The sequence below is a fragment of the Pseudomonas sp. KBN12P06040 genome (assembly GCF_037574965.1).
GTDB classification, from domain to species: Bacteria; Pseudomonadota; Gammaproteobacteria; order Pseudomonadales; family Pseudomonadaceae; genus Pseudomonas; species Pseudomonas aeruginosa.
This window is the reverse complement of the sequence record NZ_JBBELS010000001.1, coordinates 3,775,148-3,799,792: the sequence shown is the minus strand read 5'-3', so window position 1 is coordinate 3,799,792 and position 24,645 is coordinate 3,775,148. Positions and strand designations below refer to the sequence as shown.

Below are 24,645 nucleotides of genomic sequence, written 5' to 3'. Positions count from 1 at the left end.
CATGATCGATCTCTACACCGCCGCCACGCCGAACGGCCACAAGGTTTCCATCGCCCTCGAGGAAATGGGCCTGCCCTACAGGGTGCACGCGCTGTCGTTCGACAAGAAGGAGCAGAAGGCTCCGGAATTCCTCAGGATCAATCCCAACGGCCGCATCCCGGCCATCGTCGACCGCGACAACGACGACTTCGCCGTCTTCGAGTCGGGCGCGATCCTCATCTACCTCGCCGAGAAGACCGGGCAACTGATGCCCGCCGACGTCAAGGGTCGCTCGCGGGTGATCCAGTGGCTGATGTTCCAGATGGGCGGGGTCGGCCCGATGCAGGGGCAGGCCAACGTGTTCTTCCGTTATTTCCCGGAGAAGTTGCAGGGCGCCATCGACCGCTACCAGCATGAGACCCGGCGCCTCTACGAAGTTCTCGACGGTCGCCTGGGCGAGGCCGAGTACCTCGCCGGCGACTACAGCATTGCCGACATCGCCACCTATCCCTGGGTGCGCATCCACGACTGGTCCGGTGTCGCCGTCGACGGGCTGGACAACCTGCAGCGCTGGATCGCCGCCATCGAGGCGCGTCCCGCGGTGCAGCGCGGACTGCTGGTGCCGCGGCGGGAGAAGGAGGGCGACGACGCCATCCGTACCGCCCAGTCGATGCTGACCCGTTGAGGGCCGGTATGCGAGGGTTCCTGTTGCTATCCCTGGGCGTTTTCAGCTTTTCGGCGCTGGCCGCCGACCTTCCCGGCAGCTATGACCTGGACGTCCTGCCGCGCTTCCCGCGCGCCGAGATCGTCGACTTCCGCCAGGCGCCGAGCGAGGAGCGGATCTACCCGCTAGGGGCGATCAGCCGCATCAGCGGTCGCCTGCGCATGGAGGGCGAGGTGCGCGCCGAAGGCGAGCTGACCGCGCTGACCTACCGCTTGCCGCCCGAGCACAGCAGCCAGGAGGCGTTCGCCGCGGCGCGCACTGCGCTGCTCAAGGCCGACGCCACGCCGTTGTTCTGGTGCGAGCGGCGCGACTGCGGCTCCAGCAGCCTGCTGGCCAACGCCGTGTTCGGCAATGCCAAGCTGTACGGCCCGGACGAGCAGCAGGCCTACCTGCTGGTGCGCCTGGCGGCGCCACAGGAGAACAGCCTGGTGGCGGTCTACTCGATCACCCGCGGCAATCGCCGCGCCTACCTGCAGGCCGAGGAACTCAAGGCCGATGCGCCGCTGGGGGAACTGCTGCCGAGCCCGGCGACCCTGCTGCGCCTGCTCAAGGCCAACGGCGAACTGACCCTCAGCCATGTGCCGGCGGAGCCGGCCGGCTCCTGGCTGGAGTTGCTGGTGCGGACCCTGCGCCTGGATACCGGGGTGCGGGTCGAGCTGTCCGGCAAGCACGCCCAGGAGTGGCGCGACGCCCTGCGCGGGCAGGGCGTGCTGAACAGCCGCATGGAGCTGGGCCAGTCGGAGGTCGAGGGCCTGCACCTCAACTGGCTGCGTTGAACGCGTTCGCCCGGGCCTGCGGGCCCGGGCGATGGTGAAAATGCCTTCGGCAAGGCCGCCCGCCAGAGTAGACTGCCTTTCCCCCGCGCCCCACGCTCCGGCTGGAAACGGCGCACGCCGAGCGCTGTCTATCGGTGTATCCCCCTTTGAGGAAGGCCTGCCTTGATGTTCGATAACGATCGGCTGTTGCTTCGCGTGCTGTTGTTCGGCCTGCTCGGTGCCAGTCTCTGGGTGCTGGCGCCATTCTGGTCGGCGCTGTTCTGGGCCGCGGTGCTGGCTTTCGCCAGTTGGCCGCTGATGCGTATGCTCACGCGCCTGCTCGGTGGCCGCGAGTCGCTGGCGGCGGGCCTGCTGACCCTGGGCTGGATCGTCCTGGTGGCGTTGCCGCTGATCTGGCTCGGCTTCGGCCTGGCGGACAACGTTCGTTCGCTGATGGAGCTATTGAAGAATCTCCAGGTCGAGGGCCTGCCGCCGCCGCCTTCGTGGATGGCCGGCGTTCCGCTGATCGGCGACCGCCTGATCGGCTGGTGGAACTCCATCGACCAACAGGGCGTGGCGTTCTTCTACGTGCTCAAGCCCTATGTCGGCGAGGTCGGCAACTGGCTGCTGGCGCGCAGCGCGAAGATCGGTGGAGGGATCCTGGAACTGGTCCTCAGTCTGATCCTGATCTTCTTCTTCTACCGCGACGGGCCGCGCCTGGAGTCCATCGTCCACCGTGCCCTGGAACGCCTGATCGGCAACCGCGCGGAGCACTATCGCGACCTTGTCGCCGGCACCGTACAGCGGGTGGTCAACGGGGTGATCGGCACCGCCGCGGCGCAAGCCCTGCTGGCCTGGATCGGCTTCACGATCGCCGGCGTACCGGGAGCCATGCTGCTCGGCCTGCTGACCTTCGCCTGCAGCCTGCTGATGGTCCCGCCGCTGGTCTGGGGCCCGGCCACCGCCTGGCTGTTCTTCAAGGGCGACTATGGCCACGGGGTGTTCCTCGGCCTGTGGGGCTTCTTCATCATCAGCGGGGTGGACAACATCCTCAAACCCTACCTGATCAGCCGTGGCGGCAACCTGCCGCTGGTGGTGGTGCTGCTCGGGGTGTTCGGCGGCCTGCTGGCGTTCGGCTTCATGGGCCTGTTCCTCGGCCCGATCCTGCTGGCAGTGGCCTACAACCTGCTCAGCGACTGGATCGCCAGCACGCCGCGGACGCCGCCCGGCGAAGGGCGCGGCCCGGATGCCTGAGTGACGAAGGAGAAAAAGCCCCGCGATGCGGGGCTTTTTGCGTCTGCGGGGCTACAGGTGTTCGCTGCGGGCCGCCACGTACTGGCTGCGCCCGGCGCCGAGGCCGAACAGGGTGGCGGCGATGGCGACGCCGATGAAGATATAGCCGACCGCGTTCCAGCCGCCGGTCAGGTCGTGGACCACGCCGACCATGAACGGCCCCATGGCCGCCAGGGTGTAGCCGACGCCCTGGGCCATGCCCGACAGATGCGAGGCGACGTGGGCGTCGCGCGAGCGCAGGACGATCAGCGCCAGGGCGATGCTGAAGGTGCCGCCCTGGCCGAGGCCGAGCAGGACCGCCCAGCCCCAGATGGTCGGCAGCGGCGCATAGAGGAAGCCGAGCAGGCCGGCGAGGGTGGTAGCCATCACCAGCACCACCGCCAGGCGCTGGTCCCTGGCGCGAGCGGCGAGCCAGGGCGCGAGCAGGGCGGTGATCAGTTGCAGCATCACCGAGCCGGACAGCACCAGGCCGGCTTCCACCGCAGTCATGCCGCGGTCGATCAGGATCGACGGCAGCCAACCGAAGACGATGTAGGCCAGGGACGATTGCAGGCCCATGTACAGCGTGACCTGCCAGGCCAGCGGGTCGCGCCACAGACCGACGACACGGAAGGCCTGGCGATGGGCGTGCTGGCCCTGGCGGGTCTGCGGCAGCCAGAAGGCGGCGGCGAGGATCGCCGGCAGCGACCAGAACGCCAGCGCCAGTTCCCAGTTGCCGAAGAGCTTCTCCAGCGGCGCGGTGGCGCCGGCGGCGAGCGCGGCCCCCAGGCACAGGGCCATGGTGTAGACCCCGGTCATCACCCCGGCCTGGCGCGGGAAGTCGCGTTTGACGATGCCCGGCAGGAGCACGCCGATGATGCCGATGCTGGCGCCGGCCAGAACGCTGCCGGCGAACAGGCCGAACACCGGGAACAGGCTGCGCAGGACGATGCCGCCGGCCAGGCAGAAGAGGATCAGCAGCACGCTGCGTTCGGCGCCGATACGCCGGGCCAGGCGCGGCGCGAGCGGCGCGAACAACCCCAGGCAGAGTACCGGCGCGGTGGTCAGCAGGCCGGCGGCGGCGGCCGAGAGGCCGGTATCGTCGCGTACCTGGTTGAGCAGGGGGGCGAGGCTGGACAGCGCCGGGCGCAGGTTCAGCGCCACCAGCACCAGGCCCAGCAGGAGCAGCCAGGGGCGTAGCGGCGGCGCCGGCGGGGCTGGTTCGTCGTCGACTTCGGCATCGATCAGCAGTTCTTCCGGAGGATGGCCGGGGTGCGCTCCCGGCCGGGCATTCAAGGCGTGAGTCATGGGTCTGTCCCGGGTTCAGATCAGCAGTGCGCGGTTGGCCGCGGCGGCAGCGTCCGGGTCTCCGCGTTCTATGGCATCGAGCAGTTGCTGGTGCAGCTCGAAGCAGGGCTGGGCCCTTTGTGGGTCGGCCATGGTGCGTTCCAGCGAGGTCCGGATGACCTGCGAGAAGTAGCGGTAGAGTTCGCTGAGCACCGGATTGTGGGCGGCATCGACCATCCGTTGGTGGAAGCGGACGTCGTGCTCGATGTAGTCCTGCAGGTCGTCGCTGCCGTAGCGCTGGCGCGAAGCGTCGAGATGCTCGCGCAATGCGCTCAGGTCGCTGTCGTCGCGGCGAACGGCTGCCAGGCGCGCCGCCTCGATCTCGATCATCCCGCGTGCCTCCAGGGAGTGCTGCACCGCGCTGCGCGCCAGCACCAGCATGGTTTCCAGCGGATCGGCGCAGGCGCGCACGTAGGTGCCGTCGCCCTGGCGGACTTCCAGCACGCCGGAGAATGTCAGCACGCGCACCGCTTCGCGCACGGTGTTGCGGCTCATGCCGAGCAGCTCGGCGAGTTCCGGCTCCGGCGGCAGGCGCTGGCCGAGCGGCCAATGGCCGGCGTCGATGCGCTGGCGGATCTGCTCCAGGGCGATGTCCACCAGGGAGCGCTTGAGGGGAATGGTCACGGAAGAAACATCCAATCATCGGATGAATTTGCGCGCAGGATACCTCGGCAGCTGCAAGCCCGGAAAGCGTCGCTCGGGGAAAAAGCGTTGGCCTGGCGGCGAGACGCATGACGCTGCGCCGCCAGGTCGCCGATGCGTCAGTCTACGGCGGTGGTTTCGCCGGCGCGCAGGGACATGCCCAGTTGCGCTCGTCGGCGCAGCCAGGGACTGGGCCGGTAGCGCGGGTCACCGGTAAGCGCCTGCAGGCGCTGGAGAATGCTCAGCAGGCGCCGCGGGCCGAGGCGGTCGCCCCATTCCAGCGGGCCGTGGGGATAGCCGAGGCCGAGGTGCACCGCCTGGTCGATATCCTCGACGCTGGCAATGCCCTGCTGGGCGATGTCGCAGGCGAGGTTGACGATCATCGCCAGTACCCGCTGGACGACGAAGCCGGGACTGTCGCGCAGCATCGTGACCCCGGCGCCGTCGCAAGCCAGTAGCGCGTGGGCGGCGTCGCGCATGGCCGGGGTAGTCAGCGGCGAGAGCATCAGGCAGCGCCGGCGCTCGAGGTCGCAGAGCAGGTCGATGCCGACGCTGCGCTCGGCGGGACAGGCGAAGCGCTGCACGGCGCTGCTCAGGTCCTCGCCCCAGGCGGCCAGCAGGCAGAGTGCTGCGGCGGAAGGGCGTTCGCCGGTTTCCGGCTCGACGCCGAGGCGATGCAGCAGTTCGGCGAGCGTGCGGCGGTCGTCCTCGTTTTCGCAGCCCAGCCACACCGGTGGTCGGGTGGCGGCCTGCGGCACCGGTTGCGGACCGGGCTTGTCCTGCGGCTGGCCGTCGACGTAGCGATAGAAGCCCTGGCCGCTCTTGCGCCCGAGACGGCCGGCGGCGAGCAACTGGCGGGTCAGCGGGTGCGGGCGGTAGCGCGGTTCCTGGTAGTACTGCTGGTAGATCGATTCCATCACCGGGTGCGACACGTCGAGGCCGGTAAGATCGAGCAGTTCGAACGGCCCCATGCGGAAGCCGGAGCACTCGCGCAGCACACGGTCGATCTCGGCGCATTCGGCGACGCCTTCGCCGAGGATGCGCAGGGCCTCGGTGCCATAGGCGCGGCCGGCATGGTTGACGATGAAGCCGGGGCTGTCCTTGGTCCGTACACCGCGGTGGCCCAGGCGCGCGGCGAGGGCGAGCAGGGCGTCGCCGACTTCCGGAGCGCTGGCCAGGCCGTCGACTACCTCGACCACGCGCATCAGCGGCACCGGGTTGAAGAAGTGAAAGCCGGCGACCCGCTGCGGCCGCTCGCAGGCGGCGGCGATGGCGGTGATCGACAACGACGAGGTATTGCTGGCGAGGATGGTCTCCGGCGCGACTATGGCTTCCAGCCGGCGCAGCAATTCCTGCTTGGCCTCCAGGCGCTCGACGATGGCCTCCACCACCAGTTCGCAGTCGCCCAGTTGTTCCAGGCGTTCCGCCACCCGCAGCCGGTTTTGCGCGGCCTCGGCGTCGGCGGCGCTCAGCTTGCCTTTGCCGCATAGACTCTCGAAGGTTTGCCGCAGGCGCTGGCGTGCCTCCGCGGCGGCCTCGGCGCGGCTGTCGAACAGCCACACGGTCAGGCCGGCCTGGGCGGCGATCTGGGCGATCCCGGTGCCCATCGCACCGGTACCGACCACAGCGATACAACGAATATCGGGCATCGTCTATTTCCCCTGGTAGTTCGGCGGGCGTTTCTCCAGGAAGGCGTGCATGCCTTCCTTCTGGTCCTGCGAGTCGAACAGCAACTGGAACGCCTTGCGTTCCAGGGCCAGGGCACTGTCCAGCGGCAGGTCGGCACCGGCCAGGACCACCTCCTTGATCTGCGCCAGCGCCAGAGGGGGCAGGCGGGCGATCTCCGTGGCCAGTTCCAGGGCGCGCGCCAGCGTCGACTCGTCCGCCACCACTTCGCTGACCAGGCCCATGGCCAGCGCTTGCGGAGCCTTCACCAGGCAGCCGGTGAACAGCATGCGCAGCGCCTGGAACTTGCCCACCGCCCGTACCAGGCGCTGGGTGCCGCCGGCACCCGGCATCACCCCGACCTTGATCTCCGGCTGGGCGAACTGTGCCGACTCGCCGGCGACGATCAGGTCGCAATGCATCGCCAGTTCGCAGCCGCCGCCCAGGGCGAAGCCGTTGACCGCGGCGATCACCGGCTTCGGGCAGCGCGCGATGGCTTCCCAGTAGCGCTCGCTGTGGCGGCCGTACAGGCCGATCGCCGTGCTCGTCGAGAGATCGCGGAGATCGGCGCCAGCTGCAAAGCAGCGCGAGTCGCCGGTGAGCACGATGACGCGGATCGCCGGATCCGCGCCGAGCGTCTGGAAGTGGCTGGCGAGGCGCTGGCGCACTTCGTCGTTCAGCGCGTTCCTGGCTTGCTGACGATTGAGGCGAAGCAGGGCGATATCGGCTGCGGGAAATTCGAGCAGAACCACGGGCGAAGGATCGGCGGACATGGAAGCTCCGATGAATTGATATTTCGCTATGCGAAATATAGTTTCATGATTTATCGAAAATAATCAGCGCCAGCCGTGGCGTTGTAAATACTCGCGTCGGATTTCGGACGATCTACTTATACAATTTACTGTTTTAAAAGGATTTTATTTTCGTTGTTGAAAGTTCATGGGTTCTTCTATTAGTTTCGCTATGCGAAATATGATTTTGTTTTATTGATTTTTTGAAAAAGAGGTCCCTACTATGCGCGGCAACGATGAGCGCCGGAGTCCGGCGGAAGGTGCCAGTACGGAAGCGGAAGTGTCCGCCTTCGAAGCTGTGCTGATCGACCCGATGCAGGAGAAAGACGAGGAACTCAAGGACCGCCAGTTCGTCACCGCGCTGGCCCGCGGGTTGGAATTGCTGCGCTGTTTCACACCACGGGAAAGCCTGCTGGGCAACCAGGAACTGGCGAAGAAGACCGGCCTGCCGAAGCCGACGGTGTCGCGTCTGACCCACACCCTGACCCGGCTGGGCTATCTGCGTCACCTGCCGCATAGCGGCAAGTACCAGTTGGAAGTGGGCGTGATGTCGTTCGGCTACGCGATGCTCTCGAACCTGTCGATTCGCGCGCTCGCCCGCCCTTTGATGGAAGAGATGGCCGGCTACGCCAAGGCCGCGGTGGCCATGGCGGCCCGCGACCGGCTGAGCATGGTCTACCTCGACGTGGTGCATGGCGAGGCCAACCTGACCATGCGTCGCCAGGTCGGCAGCCACCTCTCGCTGCACCGCAGCGCGATCGGTCGGGCCTGCCTGGCGGCGATGCCGGAGGACGAGCGGGAGTTCATCCTCGGGCACATCCGCAAGCGCCACCCGGAAGACTGGCCGGAAGTGCGCAAGGGGCTGGAGCGGGCCTTCCGCGACTATGCCGACTACGGCTTCTGCCTGTCGCTCGGCGAGTGGCAACGCGACGTCAACGCGGTGGGCGTGGCCTTGCACCACGAGAGCCATGGGCTGCTGGCGTTCAACTGCGGCGGGCCGAGTTTCCACCTCAAGCGCGAGAAACTGGAGGACGACATCGGCCCGCGCCTGCTGCACATGGTCCACAACATCGAGGCCGCCACCCGCTGACCGAGGCCGGTGACGGAATCATGGCAACCGGCCTAAGGGCCTATTGGAGTGAGCATGATTCGTGATCCGGAAACCCTGAACCTGCTGCTGGACAGCATCCGCCAGTTCGTCCGCGAAAGCCTGGTGCCTCATGAGCAGGAGGTGGCGGAAACCGACCGCATCCCCGAGGCGATCATCGCCCGCATGCGCGAGATGGGCCTGTTCGGCCTGTCGATCCCGGAGGCCTACGGCGGCCTCGGGGTGACCATGGAGGAAGAGGTGAGCATCGCCTTCGAACTGGGGCGGACCTCGCCGGCGTTCCGTTCGCTGCTGGGCACCAACAATGGCATCGGCTCCCAGGGCATCGTCATCGACGGCACCGAAGAACAGAAGCGGCGCTACCTGCCGCGCCTGGCGTCGGGCGAACTGCTCAGTTCGTTCTGCCTCACCGAACCGGACTCCGGTTCCGACGCCGCCTCGCTGAAGACCACGGCGGTGCGTGACGGCCAGCACTACGTGCTCAACGGTACCAAGCGCTTCATCACCAACGCCCCGCAGGCCGGCATCTACACCGTGATGGCACGCACCGACCCGGCGATCCGTGGCGCCGGCGGAATCTCCGCTTTCGTCGTCGAGCGCGGTACGCCCGGGCTGTCCCTGGGCAAGCCGGATCGCAAGATGGGACAGAAGGGCGCGCATACCTGTGACGTGATCTTCGACGACTGCCGGGTGCCTGCCAGCCAGTTGATCGGCGGGGTCGAGGGCGTCGGCTTCAAGACCGCGATGAAGGTGCTCGACAAGGGCCGCCTGCACATCGCCGCGGTCTGCGTGGGGGTCGCCGAGCGGATGCTCGAGGATGCGTTGCGCTATGCCCTGGAACGCAAGCAGTTCGGCCAGCCGATCGCCGAGTTCCAGTTGATCCAGGCAATGCTCGCCGACAGCAAGGCCGAAGCCTACGCGGCGCGCTGCATGGTCATCGACGCCGCGCGGCAGCGCGACGAAGGCCGCGATGTCGGTACCGAGGCGTCCTGCGCCAAGCTGTTCGCCTCGGAAATGTGCGGCCGCGTCGCCGACCGCGCGGTGCAGATCTTCGGCGGCGCCGGCTATATCGGCGACTATGGGATCGAGCGCTTCTATCGCGACGTGCGACTGTTCCGCATCTACGAGGGCACCACGCAGATCCAGCAACTGCTGATCGCCCGCAACATGATCCGCGCCGCCCAGGGCTAGCGTCGATCCTTCGCCTTGTCACCGGCCGTGGCGCAGTCCCCGGCCGGTTGCTCTCCCAGGCGCTGTCCGCGCCACTCTTTACGCTTTCTTTATGCCGTCCGGCGCGGCCCGGAATCGCTTCTTTACGCCCCCTTTGCGGAGACTTTCCCTCAAGCGGCAGAGGCCGTTCGAAGGAGAGATCGCACACATGACCGTTCTGGATTGGTTGTCCCTGGCCCTGGCCACGGGACTGTTCGTCTATTTGCTGGTGGCGCTGCTACGCGCCGACCGTGCCTAGGGGAGGGCACATGAACAGCCACGAGATTCTCTTGATCCTGGCCTTTTTCGCCCTGGTCCTGGTGCCTGCACCGTTCCTCGGGCGCTACTGCTTCAAGGTAATGGAAGGCCAACGCAATCTCCTCAGCGCGCCGCTGGCGCCACTGGAGCGCGTCTGCTATCGCCTGTTCGGCGTCGATCCGGCGAGCGAGCAGGACTGGAAGACCTACACCCTGGCGCTGCTGGCATTCAACCTGGCCGGCCTGGTCCTGCTGTTCTCGATCCTCATGCTGCAGGGCAGCCTGCCGCTGAACCCGCAGCACCTGCCGGGCCTGGAATGGACCCTGGCGTTCAACACCGCGGTCAGTTTCGTCACCAACACCAACTGGCAGGCCTACAGCGGCGAGGCCTCGCTGAGCTACTTCAGCCAGATGGTCGGCCTCACGGTGCAGAACTTCGTCAGCGCGGCGGTCGGCCTCTGCGTGCTGGTGGCCCTGGCGCGCGGCATCAGCCGCCGCTCCACACGACAGCTGGGCAACTTCTGGGTCGACCTGACCCGCGGCACCCTCTACGTGCTGCTGCCGCTGTGCCTGCTGCTGGCGCTGCTGCTGGTCTGGCAGGGCGTGCCGCAGACCTTCTTCGACTACGTCCATGCCACCACCTTGCAAGGCGCCGAGCAGACCATCCCGCTCGGCCCGGCGGCCAGCCAGATCGCCATCAAGCAGCTGGGCACCAACGGCGGCGGCTTCTTCGGCGTCAACTCGGCCCATCCGTTCGAGAACCCGAGCGCCTGGAGCAACCTGTTCGAAGTGGCCTCGATCATCCTGATCCCGGCGGCGCTGGTATTCACCTTCGGCCATTACGTGAAGGACCTGCGCCAGAGCCGCGCGATCCTCGGCTGCATGCTGCTGCTGTTCTGCCTCGGCCTGGGCCTGTCGCTGTGGGCCGAATACCAGCCGAACCCGGCGCTGGCGCAGTTGCCGGTCGAGCAGGGCGCACCGATGGAGGGCAAGGAGAGTCGCTTCGGCACCGCCGCCAGCATGCTCTGGGCGATCACCACCACCGCCGCCTCGAACGGCTCGGTGAACGCCATGCACGACAGCCTGAGCCCCCTGGGCGGCATGCTGCCGCTGCTGAACATGATGCTCGGCGAGGTGATCTTCGGCGGCGTCGGCGCCGGCCTCTACGGCATGCTGCTGTTCGTCCTGATCGCGGTGTTCCTCGCCGGCCTGATGGTCGGGCGGACGCCGGAGTACCTGGGCAAGAAGCTCGAGGCGAAGGAGGTCCGCCTGCTGGTCTTCACCCTCCTGGTGATGCCTGTCGGCGTGCTGGTGCTCGGCGCCATTGCCGCCAGCCTGCCGGGACCGGCCTCGGCGGTGACCAACCCCGGCCCGCACGGTTTCAGCCAACTGCTCTACGCCTACACCTCGGGGAGCGCCAACAACGGCTCGGCGTTTGCCGGTTTCGGTGCCAACACGCCGTTCCACAACCTGATGATCGGCCTGGCCATGCTCATCGGCCGCTTCGGCTACATCCTGCCGATCCTCGCCATCGCCGGCAGCCTGGCGGCGAAGAAGGCCAGCCCGGTGGGGCCGAACAGTTTCCCGACCCATGGTCCGCTGTTCGTCAGCCTGCTCACCGTGACCATCCTGCTGGTCGGCGGCCTGACCTTCCTGCCGACCCTGGCCCTCGGCCCGATCGCTGAACAACTGAGCCTCGGCTTCTGAAGGAATCGCACATGAACGCTCAGACCCAGGCGTCCAAGAACGCCTTGCACAAATCGCTCGAACGTCGCCACAACGCGTCCACCAGCCTCGCCGCCTTGTGGCGGCCGGCGCTGCTGCAAGCCTTCGTCAAGCTCGACCCGCGCCAGTTGCTGCGCTCGCCGGTGATGCTGGTGGTCGAACTGACCGCCGTGCTCACCACCTTGCTGTGCTTCGTCCCCGACCAGGCGGTGCCGACCTCGGTGGCGCTGCAGATCGCCCTCTGGCTGTGGTTCACCGTGCTCTTCGCCAATTTCGCCGAAGCGCTCGCCGAGGGGCGTGGCAAGGCCCGCGCGGACAGTCTCAAGGCCGGCAGCCAGGGCCTCTCCGCCAATAAGCGGCGCGCCGACGGCAGTTTCGAGAGCGTCGCTGCCAGCAGCCTGCGCAAGGGCGACGTGGTACGGGTCCAGGCCGGCGAGATGATTCCCGGCGACGGCGAAGTCATCGAAGGCGTGGCGGCGGTCAACGAGGCCGCCATCACCGGCGAATCGGCGCCGGTGATCCGCGAGTCCGGCGGCGATCGCTCGGCGGTGACCGGCAACACCCAGGTGGTGTCCGACTGGCTGCTGGTGCGGATCGGCGCCAACCCGGGCGAGTCGACCCTGGACCGGATGATCGCCCTGGTGGAAGGCGCCAAGCGGCAGAAGACCCCCAACGAAGTGGCGCTGGACATCCTGCTGATCGGCCTGACCCTGATCTTCCTGCTGGTGGTGGTGACCCTCAAGCCGTTCGCCCTGTTCGCCGGCGGCAACCTGCCGCTGGTGTTCCTGGTGGCGCTGCTGGTGACGCTGATCCCGACCACCATCGGCGGCCTGCTCTCGGCCATCGGCATCGCCGGCATGGACCGCCTGGTGCGCCTGAACGTGATCGCCAAGTCCGGTCGCGCGGTGGAGGCGGCCGGCGACGTCCACGTGCTGCTGCTCGACAAGACCGGCACCATCACCTTCGGCAACCGCCGCTGCAGCGCGCTGTACGCCGCGCCGGGGGTGAGCGGCAAGGAACTGGCCGAGGGCGCGTTGCTGGCCTCGCTGGCCGACGACACGCCGGAAGGCAAGTCGATCGTCGAATACCTGCGCATCCTGCATCCGATCGAGGAGCCGCGCCGCGAGGAGCTGACGCCGATCGCCTTCAGCGCGGAAACCCGCCTGTCCGGGGTCGACTGGAACGGCCAGGTGTACCGCAAGGGGGCGGTGGATGCGGCGCTGCGCTTCATCGACCTGCCGCGGGAGAAGATGCCCGAGGTGCTTTCGCGGGAGGTAGACAAGATCGCCCAGAGCGGCGGCACCCCGCTGCTGGTGGTAGCCAACGGCCGGCTGCTCGGCGCCATTCACCTGAAGGACGTGGTCAAGCCGGGCATTCGCGAGCGCTTCGCCGAACTGCGCCGGCTGGGCATCCGCACTGTGATGGTGACCGGCGACAACCCGCTGACCGCCGCTGCCATCGCCGCCGAGGCTGGGGTCGACGACGTGATCGCCGAGGCTACCCCGGAGAAGAAACTGGCGCGGATTCGCCAGGAGCAGGGCGAAGGTCGCCTGGTGGCGATGTGCGGCGACGGTGCCAACGACGCCCCGGCGCTGGCCCAGGCCGACGTCGGCATGGCCATGAACGACGGCACCCAGGCCGCCCGCGAGGCGGCCAACCTGGTCGACCTGGACAGCGACCCGACCAAGCTGCTCGACGTGGTCCAGGTGGGCAAGGAGTTGCTGGTCACCCGCGGCGCGCTGACCACCTTCTCCATCGCCAACGACGTGGCCAAGTACTTCGCCATCCTGCCGGCGCTGTTCGTCGGCATCTACCCGCAGCTCGACGTGCTCAACGTGATGCGCCTGCAAAGCCCGCAGAGCGCGATCCTGTCGGCCATCGTGTTCAACGCGCTGATCATCGTCGCGTTGATCCCACTGGCCTTGCGCGGCGTGCGGGTGCAGGCGGCGGACGCTTCGCAACTGCTGCAGCGCAACCTGCTGATCTATGGCGTCGGCGGCCTGGTGGCGCCGTTCCTCGGGATCAAGGCGATCGACCTGCTGCTGACCGCCGTCGGCCTGGCATGAACAACGGCCCTCGCCGTCGGGTGAGGGCCTGGGACTGAAGAGAGGATCTGCACATGTTCAAGCAACTCCGTCCGGCACTGGCGTCACTGCTGGTGCTGAGCCTGGTCACCGGCGTGGCCTATCCGCTGCTGGTCACCGGTATCGCCCAACTGGCGTTCCCCGAGCAGGCCAATGGCAGCCTGCTGCGCGACGCCGAGGGCAAGGTGCTCGGCTCGCGGCTGATCGCGCAGAAGTTCGACGGCGAGGAGTGGTTCCATTCGCGGCCTTCGGCGGGCGACTACGCCACCGTTTCCAGTGCCGCGAGCAACCTGGCGCCGAGCAACCCGGCACTGGCCGAGCGCATCGCCAGGGACGCCGCCCAGGAGCGTATCGCCGACCAGGGGCCGGTGCCGCTGGCGCTGGTCACTACCTCCGGTAGCGGACTCGATCCGCAGCTGCCGCCGCAGGCCGCGCGTTACCAGGCGCTGCGGGTGGCCACGGCGCGCGGGCTGCCGCTGCGGCTGGTGGAAGACCTGGTGGAAAGCCACACCGAGCGGCCGCTGGTGGGGCCGGCGGTGGTCAACGTGCTGGCGCTGAACATGGCGCTGACGGGGTTGAAGCGCTAGGTTTCCCCAGAGACCCACGCAAGGGCTTGCAATATCGCCGCATCGGCGGATGATCGCCGGCGATCGTCCGCCCCGCGCGGCGCAGAGCAACGGAGTACGACCGATCCATGACCGACACCGCACGCGCCGACGCGCTGCTGGCCGACCTGCCCGCTGACGGGCGCGGCCGCCTGAAAGTCTTTCTCGGCGCGGCGCCGGGGGTGGGCAAGACCTTCGCCATGCTGCAGGCCGCCCAGGCCCAGTTGCGCCAGGGCGTGAAACTGCGCGCCGGGGTGGTCGAGACCCACTCGCGGGCGGAAACCGAGTCCCTCCTCGCAGGCGTGCCGCAGCAGCCGCTGCGCAGCCTCGAGTATCGAGGGATGAAACTGCAAGAAATGGACCTCGACGGTCTCCTCGCCGACCCGCCGGCGCTGGCCCTGGTCGACGAACTGGCCCACAGCAACGTTCCCGGCAGCCGCCACGCCAAGCGCTGGCAGGACATCCAGGAGTTGCTGGCGGCGGGAATCGACGTCTACACAACGGTCAACGTCCAGCACCTGGAGAGCCTCAACGACCAGGTCCGCGACATCACCGGCGTGCAGGTCCGCGAGACGGTGCCGGACTGGGTGTTGCAGGAGGCCTACGAGATCGTCCTCATCGACCTGCCGCCGCGCGAGCTGCTGGAGCGCCTGCGCGAGGGCAAGGTCTACGTGCCGGAACAGGCGCGGGCGGCGATCGATGCGTTCTTCTCGCAGACCAACCTCACCGCGCTGCGTGAACTGGCGATGCAGACCGCCGCCGCGCGGGTCGACGCCGACCTCAACCACCGCTACCGCCAGCGCGGCGAGGAGGCGCCGGCGTTGCGCGGGCGGCTGCTGGTGGGCATCGACGGTGACGAACAGGCCGAACGCCTGGTGCGCCACGCCTGCCGGGTCGCCGAACGTCGGCACCTGCCCTGGAGCGTGGTACACGTCGATACCGGCGGCTTGCGCGGCGAGCAGGCGCGGATGCGCCTGCAGGGTGCGCAGCAACTGGCCGAGCGGCTCGGCGGCGAGATCGTCGTGCTGCGCGCCGGCGAGGTGGCGCGGACCCTCCTGCAACATGCCCGCGAGCGCCGCGCCAGCCTGGTCCTGGTTGGCCAGTCGCGGCGCCGCTGGTACCGCCGGGCCTTCGGCGGTGGTCTCGCCGGGCGCCTGCTGCGCGACGGCCAGGGCCTGGAGATCAGTGCCCTGGACAGCGAGGCCGACCTGCGCCCGGCGGAACCGCGGCCACGCTATCCGGTGGTGTGGAACGACTATCTGCTGGCGCTGCTGGCGACCGCCCTGGCCAGCGGCCTGGCCTGGGTCGTGGCGCACCTGCTGGAACTGCCGAACATCTCCCTGGTGTTCCTGATGGCGGTGCTGCTGGTGGCAGTGCGCAGCAGCCTGATGCCGGCACTGCTGTGCGCGGTGGCGTCGTTCCTGGCCTATGACTTCCTGTTCATCCCACCGCATTTTTCCTTCGCCATCCATCGCCATGAAGACCTGCTGAGCCTGGCGTTCTTCCTGTTCATGGCCGGCCTCACCGGCAACCTGGCGGCACGCCAGCGGCGCCAGCTGGAGGCGCTGCGTGATACCCAGGAGGAAACCAGCCTGCTGCTGGAGCTGTCGCGCAAGCTCACCGCCGCCACCGACCGCCAGGCGGTGCTGGCCGCCGCCGCCCAGCAGTTCGACGACTGGAAGGACGTCGAGGTCTGCCTGCTCGGTCAGGTCAATGGCGAGTGGAAGACCGAGGCCGGCGTGCAGCGGCAACTCGCCGACCAGGAACGGGTCGCCGCCGACTGGGCCTGGGCCCACGACCAGCCGGCCGGCCTCGGTACTGGCACGCTGCCCGGAGGACGCTGGTGGTGGTGGCCGCTGTCGGCGGAAGAGGGGCCGCTGGCACTGCTCGGCGTCGCGCCGCTGGACGGCCAGCCGCTGAGCCCGCAGCGCCGGCGCCTGCTCGCCGCCCTCGGCCAGCCCCTGGCCCAGGCCCTGGCGCGGGCTCGCCTGGCCGAGGACCTGGAGGCCGCGCGCCTGCACGGCGAAACCGAGCAACTGCGCAGCGCCTTGCTCGCCTCGGTGTCCCACGACCTGCGCACGCCGCTGACGGCCATGCGCGGTTCCATCGACAGCCTGCTGGCGCTGGGCGAGGCGATCCCGCCGGCGGATCGTCGCGAACTGCTGGAAAGCACCCGCGACGAGGCCGAGCGACTGGACCGCTATATCCAGAACCTGCTCGACATGACCCGTCTCGGCCACGGTGGCCTGAAGCTGGCGCGCGACTGGGTGGCGCCGGGCGACATCGTCGGCAGCGCGCTGAACCGCCTGCGTGCGGTGCTGGCGCCGTACCGGGTGCAGGCGATCGTGGCCAACGACCTGCCGTTGCTCTACGTGCATGCGGCGCTGATCGAACAGGCGCTGATCAACGTGCTGGAAAATGCCGCGCGCTTCTCGCCGAGCCACGGCCGGTTGCGCATCGAGGTCAGCCAGGATGCCGCCGAGCTGCGTTTCGCGGTGAGCGACGAGGGGCCGGGGATTCCCGAGGCCGAGCGGGAGAAGATCTTCGACATGTTCTACACCGCTGCCCGTGGCGACCGCGGTGGCCAGGGCACCGGCCTGGGCCTGGCGATCTGCCAGGGCATGATCGGCGCCCACGGCGGGCGCATCAGCGTCGGCGAAGGCCTCGACGGTCGCGGCACCACGCTGGTCCTGCACCTGCCGCTGCATCCGCAGCCGGACCTCGGGCAACTGGAGGGCGACGAATGAGCCCGGCGCACTTGCCTGGCGCCCGCGCTCGCGCTATTCCTGCCGTTTGCGCGACGCCGCCGCTGGCTCGTCGCCGTGTTCACCTGCCGTGCCGAGTGCCATGACCCAATTGCAGAACAGCATCCTGCTGATCGACGACGAACCGCAGATCCGCAAGTTCCTCCGTATCAGCCTCAATGCCCAGGGCTACCGGGTACTCGAGGCCGGCACCGGCGAAGAGGGGCTGGCCCAGGCCGCGCTGAACCGGCCGGACCTGGTGGTGCTCGACCTCGGCCTGCCGGACCGCGACGGCCAGGACATCCTCCGCGACCTGCGCGAATGGTCGCAGGTGCCGGTGCTGGTGCTGTCGGTGCGCGCCAGCGAGGGCGAGAAGGTGCTGGCCCTGGACGGTGGCGCCAACGACTACGTGACCAAGCCGTTCGGCATCCAGGAGTTCCTCGCCCGCGTGCGCGTCCTGCTGCGCCAGGCGGCGCAGGGCGAAAGCCCGGAGGCGGCGGTGGCGGTCGGCCCGTTGCAGGTGGACTTCGCCTATCGCCGGGTCACCCTGGAGGGTGCGGAAGTGGCGCTGACGCGTAAGGAGTACGCGGTGCTCGCCGCGCTGGCACGCCATCTCGGACGGGTAGTGACCCAGCAGCAACTGCTCAAGGATATCTGGGGCCCGACCCACGTCGAAGACACCCATTACCTGCGGGTCGTGGTCGGCCACCTGCGGCAGAAACTCGGCGACGATCCGGCCAGCCCGCGCTTCCTGGTGACCGAGGCGGGCGTCGGCTATCGCCTGCGCGACAGCTGACGCGCAGCGCAATTCTGCGCGAGGGGCATGCCTCCCGCGCGTTCATCGCCTATGATGCCGCGCATTCGCGCTGGCCCGGATGCGCCGGGTCGGCGCCCCGGTGTCACGACGAAGGTCATCATGCAGCAACTGTTGAACGAGATTCTCGATGAAGTCCGCCCGCTGATCGGGCGCGGCAAGGTCGCCGACTACATTCCCGCGCTCGCCGGCGTCGAGCCGAACCAACTGGGGATCGCCGTGTACAGCCGCGACGGCGAGCTGTTCCATGCCGGCGACGCCCTGCGGCCGTTTTCCATCCAGAGCATTTCCAAGGTGTTCAGCCTGGTCCAGGCGATCCAGCATTCCGGCGAGGACATCTGGCAACGCCTCGGCCACGAGCCCTCCGGCCAGCCTTTCAACTCCCTGGTGCAGCTGGAGTTCGAGCGCGGCAAGCCGCGCAATCCGTTCATCAATGCCGGCGCCCTGGTGATCTGCGACATCAACCAGTCGCGTTTCGCCGCGCCGGCGCAATCGATGCGCGATTTCGTCCGGCGCCTGTGCGGCAACCCGGAAGTGGTGTCGGACTCGGTGGTGGCGCGCTCGGAGTACCAGCACCGCTCGCGCAACGCGGCGGCGGCCTACCTGATGAAATCGTTCGGCAACTTCCACAACGACGTCGAGGCGGTGCTGCTCAGCTATTTCCATCATTGCGCGTTGCGCATGAGCTGCGTCGACCTGGCGCGGGCGTTCTGCTTCCTCGCCGACAAGGGCTTCTGCAAGCACAGCGGCGAGCAGGTGCTCAACGAGCGGCAGACCAAGCAGGTCAACGCGATCATGGCCACCAGCGGGCTCTACGACGAGGCCGGCAACTTTGCCTACCGGGTCGGCCTGCCGGGCAAGAGCGGCGTCGGCGGCGGCATCATCGCGGTGGTGCCGGGGCGCTTCACGGTCTGCGTCTGGTCGCCGGAGCTGAACGCCGCGGGCAATTCGCTGGCGGGTATCGCCGCGCTGGAGAAACTCAGCGAGCGGATCGGCTGGTCGATCTTCTGAAACCGCCGCCCGTCGTGGTGGCGCTCGAATTCCCGGCGCCGCTGCGCTATGTTCTGCGGCTACCGCTTGCCGGCGCCGGATGCGCCGGTCCACTCGCCAGGATGGTCGCCATGTCCCGCCCGATTCCCGTTTCCCGTGTCTTCGCCTGCCTCACCGTTCTCGCCGCCTGCGCGCACGCCGGCGCCGCCGAGCCGGACTGGCGTGGCTATACCAGCGACCAGCAGCAGCGCAGCGTGCTGGCCGTCGAGCAGGACGCCGAGGCCATCAACAAGCGCTACTACGACAGTGCCTTCGAGGAATTCCTGCCGGAACTGGAGCAACTGGAACTCAGCCTGGCGCAGCCCGTCGTCGCCGTCGACGAGAAAGGCCTGCTGGGCGACTGGAAGTGCCGCTCGACCCAGGCCGACCAGTACGGCATCTATCGCTATCCGAACTTCCAGTGCCGCATCCGGCGTACCGACCGCGGCCTGTTCCTGGAGAAGACCAGCGGTTCGCAGCGGGTCAGCGGCTACCTGTTCCGCGAAGGCACGCAGCGCTACGTGTTCCTCGGCGGCGCCACGGTCAACGACGAGCCCCAGGTGGCCTTCAGTGGCCTGGCCCACGGCGCGCCGGCTGAGTCCGACGTGGTCGCGCTGCTGCGCCCGCACGCCGGCGGCTTCCTCCTGCTGTTCCCGGAACGGCGCGGCGGCTACGAGGTCCTCGAGTTCAGCCGCTGAGGCTCAGGCGTTGTCTTCCTCGTAGCGGTCCAGGGTGTCGCTGGCGATCTGCCGGCCGAGGGCGATCAACTCCGGCGCCTTGTAGAACTCGAAGAAGCGGCAGACCCGCTTCGGCACGTTGATCAGGATGTCCGGCGGGTAGCCGGCGATCTTGTACTGCGCCAGCGAGGTCTGCATCACCTCGAAGCTCTGGTTGACCAGTTCCAGCAGTGATGCCGGACCGCTGCTTTCCACCACCGTGGTGCCGCTGGCCGACTTCGGCGAGTCCTTGCCTTGCGGCGCCGCGGCCGGCTGTTGCAGTTGCGGCTCGGCGGGCTCCTCGGATTCCGCCGGAACCGGATGGAGCAGGGCGTCGGCGCTCAGCTCCGGCGGGGTATTGTCGTCGCCGTGGCGGCGGAAGAACGAGAGTTTGTGGCCGAGGCTCTCGATCATGCTGTCGAAGCGCCCCTTGAGCGCGGCCGGACGCTCGATCACCGGCAGGTGGTATTGCTTCTGGTTGGTGGCGTTGAGGTTGACCGCGATGATCAGGTCGCTGTGGGCCGACACCACCGGCACGATCGGCAACGGGTTGAGCAGGCCGCCGTCGACCAGCATGCGGCTGCCCTGCATGACCGGGGTGAACAGGCTGGGGATCGCCGCCGAGGCGCGCATGGCCTGGTGCAGGCAGCCTTCCTGGAACCAGATTTCCTGCTGGTTGGTGAGGTCGGTGGCAACCGCCGTGTAGGGGATCGACAGGTCCTCGATGTTCACCTCGCCGAGGATCTCGTGGATCTTGCCGAACACCCGCTCGCCGCGGATTGCGCCGAGGCGGAAGCTGACGTCGAGCAGGCGCAGCACGTCGAGGTAATCCAGGCTTTCCACCCACTCGCGGTACTCGCGCAGCTTGCCGGCGGCGTAGATGCCGCCGATCACCGAGCCCATGGAACAACCGGCGATGCAGGTGATCTCATAGCCGCGCGCCTCGAGTTCCTCGATCACGCCGATGTGCGCGTAGCCGCGCGCACCGCCGGAGCCCAATACCAGGGCGACCTGTTTGCTCATCTGCAACCCCTTGCCAATACTGCGTGACGAAGCGAAAACGATACGCGTGTCGCCCGGCCGCCGCCAAGTGCGTCGCGGCGATGCGCGGCCCTTTCCCTGTCCGGAGATCGTTCGATGAAAACCTGGATCGTTCTGCCCGTCCTTGCCCTGACCCTGGCCGGCTGCGCCGGCAAGACCGCCTACCGGGAGAACTGCGCCGACCAGTTGGACGCGGCCTGGAAGGAACTTGACCTGGCCAAGGCCGAAGGCTTCGCCGGCACCGTCAGCTACTCGAAGGCCCTGACCCTGCTCACCGGGGCCAAGACCCAGCAGCAGTTCGAAGCCTACGAGGGCTGCACCAGCAAGGCCGAGAAGGCGCGCTTCTATATCCGCGAGTCGCGCGCCGGGCGCTGAGCCGGGCGCGGCGATCGGCCCTCTGGCGGCGGCGCCGGCTTTGCTAGAATGGGCACTTTTCCGACATCCACGGGAGTACACCGATGAGCGAGGCGATCCGCCTGACCCAGTACAGCCACGGCGCCGGCTGCGGCTGCAAGATTTCGCCCAAGGTACTGGAGGTGATCCTCGCCGGCAGCGGCGCGCAGAACCTCGATCCGAAGCTCTGGGTCGGCAACGCCTCGCGCGACGACGCGGCTGTCTACGCCCTCGACGAGGAGCGCGGGGTGGTCTCCACCACCGATTTCTTCATGCCGATCGTCGACGACCCCTTCGATTTCGGCCGTATCGCCGCGACCAACGCCATCAGCGACATCTACGCCATGGGTGGCGACCCGCTGATGGCCATCGCCATCCTCGGCTGGCCGGTCAACGTACTGGCCGCGGAAGTCGCCCGCGAGGTGATCGCCGGCGGCCGCAAGGTCTGCGAGGAAGCCGGCATCCCGCTGGCCGGCGGACACTCCATCGACGCCCCCGAGCCGATCTTCGGCCTGGCCGTGACCGGCGTGGTGGAGAAGCGTTTCATGAAACGCAACGACACCGCCGAGGCCGGCTGCAGGCTGTACCTGACCAAGCCGCTGGGCATCGGCATCCTCACCACTGCCGAGAAGAAGGCCAGGCTGCGCGCCGAGGACGTCGGCGTGGCGCGCGACTGGATGTGCACCCTGAACAGGCCCGGCGCGCGCTTCGGTCGATTGGCCGGGGTCAAGGCGATGACCGACGTCACCGGTTTCGGCCTGCTCGGCCACCTGGTGGAAATGGCCGACGGCAGCAAGCTCACCGCGCGCGTTGAGTACGCCGCGGTGCCGCGCCTGGCCAGTGCCGAATATTATCTGGAGCAGGGCTGCGTGCCCGGCGGCACCCTGCGCAACTTCGACAGCTATGGCGAGCGCATCGCGCCACTGCCGGAGGTGCAGAAGCTGTTGCTTTGCGATCCGCAGACCAGCGGCGGCCTGCTGGTGGCGGTGGCTCCGGAAGGCGAGGCGGAGTTCCTCGCCGTGGCGGCGGAACTCGGCCTGCAACTGGCGCCGATCGGCGAACTGGTCGAGCGACAGAGTCTCGCGGTACAGGTGCTGTAATGCGCGACAACACCCAGCACTACCGCGAGCTGTTTCTCGACGATATCCCTCTGATGGATGTGCGCGCCCCGGTGGAGTACCACAAGGGCGCCTTTCCCAACACGGTCAACCGGCCGCTGATGAACGACATCGAGCGGCAGAAGGTCGGCACCAGCTATAAGCAGCACGGCCAGCAGGCCGCCATCGCCCTTGGTCACGAACTGGTCTGCGGGGCGCTCAAGGCCGAACGGCTGGCGGCCTGGAAAGCCTTCGCCGAAGCCAACCCGAACGGCTACCTGTATTGCTTCCGCGGCGGCCTGCGCTCGCAGATCGTCCAGCAGTGGCTGAAGCAGGACGCCGGCATCGACTACCCACGGGTGATCGGCGGCTACAAGGCGTTGCGCAACTTCCTTTTCGAAACCACCCGAGCGGCGGTCGACGAGTGCGATTTCGTGCTGGTCGGCGGCCTCACCGGTTGCGGCAAGACCGAGGTGATCGCGGCGCTGGACAACAGCCTCGATCTCGAAGGCCACGCCAACCACCGCGGCTCCAGCTTTGGCCGGCGAGCCACGCCGCAGCCGGCGCAGATCGACTTCGAGAACCGCCTGGCCATCGACATCCTGAAGAAGCGTCATCGTGGCGTCGGCCAGTTCGTCCTCGAGGACGAGGGGCGGATCGTCGGCAGCTGCTCCTTGCCGCTGGAGCTGTACCAGGGCATGCAGGGCTACCCGCTGGTCTGGCTGGAGGATGCCTTCGAGCAGCGTGTCGAGCGTATCCTCAGGGACTACGTGATCGATCTGCGCAGCGAGTTCGAGCGCGTGGTGGGCGTGGAGGAGGGCTTCGCCGCCTTCTCCGCCTACCTGCAGAAGAGCCTCGCCGGCATCGTCAAGCGCCTCGGCGGCGAGCGCTACCAGCGGCTGGCGGCGATCCTCGTGCAGGCGCTGGAAGAGCAGGGCCGCGACGGCTCGGTGGATACCCATCGCGGCTGGATCGAGGGGCTGCTCAAGGAGTACTACGACCCGATGTACGCCTTCCAGCGGCAGAGCAAGGAAGACCGCGTCGAGTTCCGCGGCAACCAGGCCGAGGTGATCGGCTACCTGCGCCAGCGTCAGGCGTTGCGGCCATCGTAGTGCTGTACCGGGAGCGCGCTGGCGTCGATGTCCTCCAGGCAGCGCGCGTTGACCGCGGCCATCGCCTGGCCGTCCGGGCCTATGCCTTCGCTGAACGGCGCGCAGCCGCAGGTGGGGCAGAAGTGATGCTGCAGGCGATGGGTGTTGAAGGTGTAGGTGTGCATCGCGCTGGCCGGCGTCTTCAGCGCCAGACGGTCGCGCGGGACGAACCACAGCAGCCAGCCGCGCCGGCTGCACAGTGAACAGTTGCACTGGATCACCTGGTCGAGGTCGCCTTCGACTTCGTAGGCGATGGTTCCGCAGTGGCAGCTTCCTCGATAGTTCATGGCAGGGCTCCTGGGTGAGGGTAGGGCAAGTCTAGCCGCTGCTTCCAGGTGGCGCAGGGCCTCGGCGCAGACGGTCGCGAGAGCTGCGGGGCTGCGGCATAATCGGCGTCCCCTCCGTCGATTTCCGCGAGACCGCCATGCAACTGGACTTCACCACCATCGCTCCCGCCGAGGCCTATCGCTGGTTGGCTTCCACCGTCACCCCGCGACCGATTGCCTGGGTCTCGACCCTGTCCGCCGAGGGCGCCAGCAACCTGGCCCCGTTCAGCTTCTTCCAGGTGATCAGCGACGAGCCGCCGACCCTGATGGTCAACGTCAGCCTGCGCGACGACGGCAGCCTCAAGGACACCCTGCGCAACGTCCAGGCCACCGGGCAGTTGGTGATCCACCTGGTCGGCGCCGCCCAGGCAGAGACCATGAACGCCACCTCCGCCTGGCTGCCCCATGGCGTGAGCGAGATCGAGACGGTCGGCATCCCTACCGTGTCCAGCGTACGCGTGGCGCCGCCGCGGATCGCCGCGGCGGCGGTGGCCTTCGAGTGCGAGGTGGCGGAGATCAAGCCGTATCCGGCGGAGAACCCCAATTGCCACCTGATCTTCGCCCGCGTGCTGCTGGCCCATGTCGACGATGCCGTGCTGGCCGACGAGCGCCATGTGGATAGCGACAGGCTCGACCTGGTCGGTCGCCTGGGCGGCAGCCACTACAGCTATACCCGCGACACGTTCAGCATGATCCGGCCCAGGTAGTCGGGCTCAGTCCGGCGCCCGCAGGCACTCGTCGACCGTGCGCCGGCACACCGGCGCCTGGCCCGCGGCCTGGCGTTCCTGCCACTGGCGATAGGCGAACTGGTAGCTTTCCGGATACACCCCGCCGCGCTTCAGCGGCGCCACGATACTCGCGCGCAGCGCTTGTTCGGTCAGCGCCAGGTGCGCGGCCAGGCGCTGGAACTGCCAGGGCTGCTGGCCCTGGCGGCGCTCCAGGACCTCGACGTGGTACAGGCCGTCGGCCGCCGCGCTCGACAGGTTGTGCACGATCAGCCAGCGCGACAGGCCCGGCGCCGCCGGCAACGACCAGAGCGGCTGCTCGATCGGGCCGCTCCAGTCGGCCAGGGCGGGGGCGCACAGACTCAGCGACAGCAACAGCGGCAATACGGGACGCATGGCAAGCTCCTTTTTCCATGGGGCGTCCAGTATGGCTCCGCGGCCGCCCG

The 24,645-nt window shown here is 68.2% G+C and carries 24 protein-coding genes; 17 read left to right on the top strand and 7 right to left on the bottom strand.

Translation table 11 applies throughout. The annotated features are described in order from the left end of the window. Window position 1: 1 nt before the first annotated feature. The 3 genes from VQ067_RS17830 (at window position 2) to VQ067_RS17820 (ending at window position 2,712) form a co-directional block, all read left to right on the top strand. A complete protein-coding gene (locus VQ067_RS17830) occupies window positions 2-664 on the top strand; it encodes a glutathione S-transferase family protein (RefSeq protein WP_003087500.1) in 663 nt (220 codons plus the stop codon). A gap of 8 nt (window positions 665-672) precedes the next feature. Continuing rightward, on the top strand, window positions 673-1,479 hold the full coding sequence (locus VQ067_RS17825) for a DUF4892 domain-containing protein (RefSeq protein WP_023099732.1): 807 nt from the start codon (window positions 673-675) through the stop codon (window positions 1,477-1,479). Window positions 1,480-1,644: 165 nt separating this feature from the next. After that, the gene (locus tag VQ067_RS17820; protein ID WP_003087507.1) at window positions 1,645-2,712 is read left to right on the top strand and encodes an AI-2E family transporter; all 1,068 of its coding nucleotides are present in this window, start codon (window positions 1,645-1,647) and stop codon (window positions 2,710-2,712) included. Between the two features lie 51 nt (window positions 2,713-2,763). Here VQ067_RS17820 and VQ067_RS17815 read toward each other — a convergent pair whose 3' ends face one another. The 4 genes from VQ067_RS17815 to VQ067_RS17800 all read right to left on the bottom strand — a co-directional run bounded on the left by VQ067_RS17815 (window position 2,764) and on the right by VQ067_RS17800 (window position 7,157). Further along, window positions 2,764-4,038, bottom strand: a complete 1,275-nt coding sequence (locus tag VQ067_RS17815) for a CynX/NimT family MFS transporter (RefSeq protein ID WP_003136147.1) — start codon at window positions 4,036-4,038, stop codon at window positions 2,764-2,766. 15 nt (window positions 4,039-4,053) lie between these two features. Continuing rightward, window positions 4,054-4,701, bottom strand: coding sequence for a FadR/GntR family transcriptional regulator (locus VQ067_RS17810; protein ID WP_003122888.1), 648 nt, complete (start codon window positions 4,699-4,701; stop codon window positions 4,054-4,056). A gap of 137 nt (window positions 4,702-4,838) precedes the next feature. Next, the gene (locus VQ067_RS17805) at window positions 4,839-6,368 is read right to left on the bottom strand and encodes a 3-hydroxyacyl-CoA dehydrogenase (protein WP_033990474.1); all 1,530 of its coding nucleotides are present in this window, start codon (window positions 6,366-6,368) and stop codon (window positions 4,839-4,841) included. A 3-nt stretch (window positions 6,369-6,371) separates the two neighbouring features. After that, window positions 6,372-7,157 carry an enoyl-CoA hydratase gene (locus tag VQ067_RS17800; protein ID WP_031685949.1) on the bottom strand — a complete coding sequence of 262 codons (786 nt, stop codon included), beginning with the start codon at window positions 7,155-7,157 and terminating at the stop codon, window positions 6,372-6,374. 241 nt (window positions 7,158-7,398) lie between these two features. On the opposite strand from VQ067_RS17800, the gene VQ067_RS17795 reads away from it, so the two are divergent. From VQ067_RS17795 to VQ067_RS17750, 10 genes are all read left to right on the top strand, one after another. Then, complete coding sequence (locus tag VQ067_RS17795; protein ID WP_003097851.1) at window positions 7,399-8,265, top strand: IclR family transcriptional regulator; 867 nt, start codon at window positions 7,399-7,401, stop codon at window positions 8,263-8,265. Window positions 8,266-8,319: 54 nt separating this feature from the next. Further along, window positions 8,320-9,474 (top strand): acyl-CoA dehydrogenase family protein, encoded by a 1,155-nt coding sequence (locus VQ067_RS17790; protein ID WP_003109952.1) that lies wholly within the window; start codon window positions 8,320-8,322, stop codon window positions 9,472-9,474. 187 nt (window positions 9,475-9,661) lie between these two features. Beyond that, window positions 9,662-9,751 carry a K(+)-transporting ATPase subunit F gene (locus VQ067_RS17785; protein ID WP_003097848.1) on the top strand — a complete coding sequence of 30 codons (90 nt, stop codon included), beginning with the start codon at window positions 9,662-9,664 and terminating at the stop codon, window positions 9,749-9,751. 10 nt (window positions 9,752-9,761) lie between these two features. Further along, a complete protein-coding gene (kdpA, locus tag VQ067_RS17780) occupies window positions 9,762-11,456 on the top strand; it encodes a potassium-transporting ATPase subunit KdpA (RefSeq protein WP_023091989.1) in 1,695 nt (564 codons plus the stop codon). A gap of 11 nt (window positions 11,457-11,467) precedes the next feature. Then, on the top strand, window positions 11,468-13,540 hold the full coding sequence (gene kdpB, locus VQ067_RS17775) for a potassium-transporting ATPase subunit KdpB (protein WP_003087527.1): 2,073 nt from the start codon (window positions 11,468-11,470) through the stop codon (window positions 13,538-13,540). Window positions 13,541-13,593: 53 nt separating this feature from the next. Next, window positions 13,594-14,145: a potassium-transporting ATPase subunit KdpC gene (gene kdpC, locus VQ067_RS17770; protein ID WP_003136152.1), complete on the top strand. Its 552-nt coding sequence runs from the start codon at window positions 13,594-13,596 to the stop codon at window positions 14,143-14,145. A gap of 107 nt (window positions 14,146-14,252) precedes the next feature. Further along, window positions 14,253-16,910 carry a sensor histidine kinase gene (locus VQ067_RS17765; protein WP_003140123.1) on the top strand — a complete coding sequence of 886 codons (2,658 nt, stop codon included), beginning with the start codon at window positions 14,253-14,255 and terminating at the stop codon, window positions 16,908-16,910. A 100-nt stretch (window positions 16,911-17,010) separates the two neighbouring features. Then, complete coding sequence (locus VQ067_RS17760) at window positions 17,011-17,703, top strand: response regulator (protein ID WP_003087534.1); 693 nt, start codon at window positions 17,011-17,013, stop codon at window positions 17,701-17,703. 120 nt (window positions 17,704-17,823) lie between these two features. Beyond that, a complete protein-coding gene (glsB, locus tag VQ067_RS17755; RefSeq protein ID WP_003087537.1) occupies window positions 17,824-18,732 on the top strand; it encodes a glutaminase B in 909 nt (302 codons plus the stop codon). A 110-nt stretch (window positions 18,733-18,842) separates the two neighbouring features. Beyond that, entirely contained in the window at window positions 18,843-19,448 is a 606-nt protein-coding gene (locus VQ067_RS17750; protein WP_003110632.1) for a DUF4893 domain-containing protein, read from the top strand. 3 nt (window positions 19,449-19,451) lie between these two features. Here VQ067_RS17750 and VQ067_RS17745 read toward each other — a convergent pair whose 3' ends face one another. Further along, a complete protein-coding gene (locus VQ067_RS17745; protein WP_003087542.1) occupies window positions 19,452-20,489 on the bottom strand; it encodes a patatin-like phospholipase family protein in 1,038 nt (345 codons plus the stop codon). A gap of 114 nt (window positions 20,490-20,603) precedes the next feature. Here VQ067_RS17745 and VQ067_RS17740 point away from each other — a divergent pair, with 114 nt between their 5' ends. The 3 genes from VQ067_RS17740 to mnmH all read left to right on the top strand — a co-directional run bounded on the left by VQ067_RS17740 (window position 20,604) and on the right by mnmH (window position 23,109). Next, window positions 20,604-20,882 (top strand): hypothetical protein, encoded by a 279-nt coding sequence (locus VQ067_RS17740; RefSeq protein ID WP_003097836.1) that lies wholly within the window; start codon window positions 20,604-20,606, stop codon window positions 20,880-20,882. Between the two features lie 83 nt (window positions 20,883-20,965). Next, a complete protein-coding gene (gene selD / locus VQ067_RS17735; protein ID WP_003087546.1) occupies window positions 20,966-22,000 on the top strand; it encodes a selenide, water dikinase SelD in 1,035 nt (344 codons plus the stop codon). Continuing rightward, on the top strand, window positions 22,000-23,109 hold the full coding sequence (mnmH, locus tag VQ067_RS17730; protein WP_003087548.1) for a tRNA 2-selenouridine(34) synthase MnmH: 1,110 nt from the start codon (window positions 22,000-22,002) through the stop codon (window positions 23,107-23,109). Before selD ends, mnmH begins: the two co-directional genes overlap by 1 nt. Here mnmH and VQ067_RS17725 read toward each other — a convergent pair. Further along, window positions 23,088-23,435 carry a GFA family protein gene (locus tag VQ067_RS17725; protein WP_003087550.1) on the bottom strand — a complete coding sequence of 116 codons (348 nt, stop codon included), beginning with the start codon at window positions 23,433-23,435 and terminating at the stop codon, window positions 23,088-23,090. The two genes, mnmH and VQ067_RS17725, sit on opposite strands and share 22 nt — an antisense overlap. Window positions 23,436-23,572: 137 nt before the next feature. Here VQ067_RS17725 and VQ067_RS17720 point away from each other — a divergent pair, with 137 nt between their 5' ends. Then, a complete protein-coding gene (locus tag VQ067_RS17720; protein WP_003087553.1) occupies window positions 23,573-24,181 on the top strand; it encodes a flavin reductase family protein in 609 nt (202 codons plus the stop codon). A gap of 6 nt (window positions 24,182-24,187) precedes the next feature. Here VQ067_RS17720 and VQ067_RS17715 read toward each other — a convergent pair whose 3' ends face one another. Beyond that, a complete protein-coding gene (locus tag VQ067_RS17715) occupies window positions 24,188-24,595 on the bottom strand; it encodes a DUF5086 domain-containing protein (protein ID WP_003087555.1) in 408 nt (135 codons plus the stop codon). Between the last annotated feature and the right edge of the window lie 50 nt (window positions 24,596-24,645).

Bases quoted from the DNA above. Each gene is read 5' to 3' on its own strand.
- VQ067_RS17720 (WP_003087553.1), top strand. From the start codon at position 23,573: ATGCAACTGGACTTCACCACCATCGCTCCCGCCGAGGCCTATCGCTGG.
- VQ067_RS17830 (WP_003087500.1), top strand. From the start codon at position 2: ATGATCGATCTCTACACCGCCGCCACGCCGAACGGCCACAAGGTTTCC.
- VQ067_RS17820 (WP_003087507.1), top strand. From the start codon at position 1,645: ATGTTCGATAACGATCGGCTGTTGCTTCGCGTGCTGTTGTTCGGCCTG.
- glsB (WP_003087537.1), top strand. From the start codon at position 17,824: ATGCAGCAACTGTTGAACGAGATTCTCGATGAAGTCCGCCCGCTGATC.
- VQ067_RS17805 (WP_033990474.1), bottom strand. From the start codon at position 6,368: ATGCCCGATATTCGTTGTATCGCTGTGGTCGGTACCGGTGCGATGGGC.
- VQ067_RS17740 (WP_003097836.1), top strand. From the start codon at position 20,604: ATGAAAACCTGGATCGTTCTGCCCGTCCTTGCCCTGACCCTGGCCGGC.
- VQ067_RS17725 (WP_003087550.1), bottom strand. From the start codon at position 23,435: ATGAACTATCGAGGAAGCTGCCACTGCGGAACCATCGCCTACGAAGTC.
- VQ067_RS17785 (WP_003097848.1), top strand. From the start codon at position 9,662: ATGACCGTTCTGGATTGGTTGTCCCTGGCCCTGGCCACGGGACTGTTC.
- VQ067_RS17800 (WP_031685949.1), bottom strand. From the start codon at position 7,157: ATGTCCGCCGATCCTTCGCCCGTGGTTCTGCTCGAATTTCCCGCAGCC.
- kdpA (WP_023091989.1), top strand. From the start codon at position 9,762: ATGAACAGCCACGAGATTCTCTTGATCCTGGCCTTTTTCGCCCTGGTC.
- VQ067_RS17795 (WP_003097851.1), top strand. From the start codon at position 7,399: ATGCGCGGCAACGATGAGCGCCGGAGTCCGGCGGAAGGTGCCAGTACG.
- kdpC (WP_003136152.1), top strand. From the start codon at position 13,594: ATGTTCAAGCAACTCCGTCCGGCACTGGCGTCACTGCTGGTGCTGAGC.
- VQ067_RS17790 (WP_003109952.1), top strand. From the start codon at position 8,320: ATGATTCGTGATCCGGAAACCCTGAACCTGCTGCTGGACAGCATCCGC.
- VQ067_RS17750 (WP_003110632.1), top strand. From the start codon at position 18,843: ATGTCCCGCCCGATTCCCGTTTCCCGTGTCTTCGCCTGCCTCACCGTT.
- VQ067_RS17765 (WP_003140123.1), top strand. From the start codon at position 14,253: ATGACCGACACCGCACGCGCCGACGCGCTGCTGGCCGACCTGCCCGCT.
- VQ067_RS17745 (WP_003087542.1), bottom strand. From the start codon at position 20,489: ATGAGCAAACAGGTCGCCCTGGTATTGGGCTCCGGCGGTGCGCGCGGC.
- VQ067_RS17715 (WP_003087555.1), bottom strand. From the start codon at position 24,595: ATGCGTCCCGTATTGCCGCTGTTGCTGTCGCTGAGTCTGTGCGCCCCC.
- VQ067_RS17760 (WP_003087534.1), top strand. From the start codon at position 17,011: ATGACCCAATTGCAGAACAGCATCCTGCTGATCGACGACGAACCGCAG.
- VQ067_RS17815 (WP_003136147.1), bottom strand. From the start codon at position 4,038: ATGACTCACGCCTTGAATGCCCGGCCGGGAGCGCACCCCGGCCATCCT.
- mnmH (WP_003087548.1), top strand. From the start codon at position 22,000: ATGCGCGACAACACCCAGCACTACCGCGAGCTGTTTCTCGACGATATC.
- kdpB (WP_003087527.1), top strand. From the start codon at position 11,468: ATGAACGCTCAGACCCAGGCGTCCAAGAACGCCTTGCACAAATCGCTC.
- selD (WP_003087546.1), top strand. From the start codon at position 20,966: ATGAGCGAGGCGATCCGCCTGACCCAGTACAGCCACGGCGCCGGCTGC.
- VQ067_RS17825 (WP_023099732.1), top strand. From the start codon at position 673: ATGCGAGGGTTCCTGTTGCTATCCCTGGGCGTTTTCAGCTTTTCGGCG.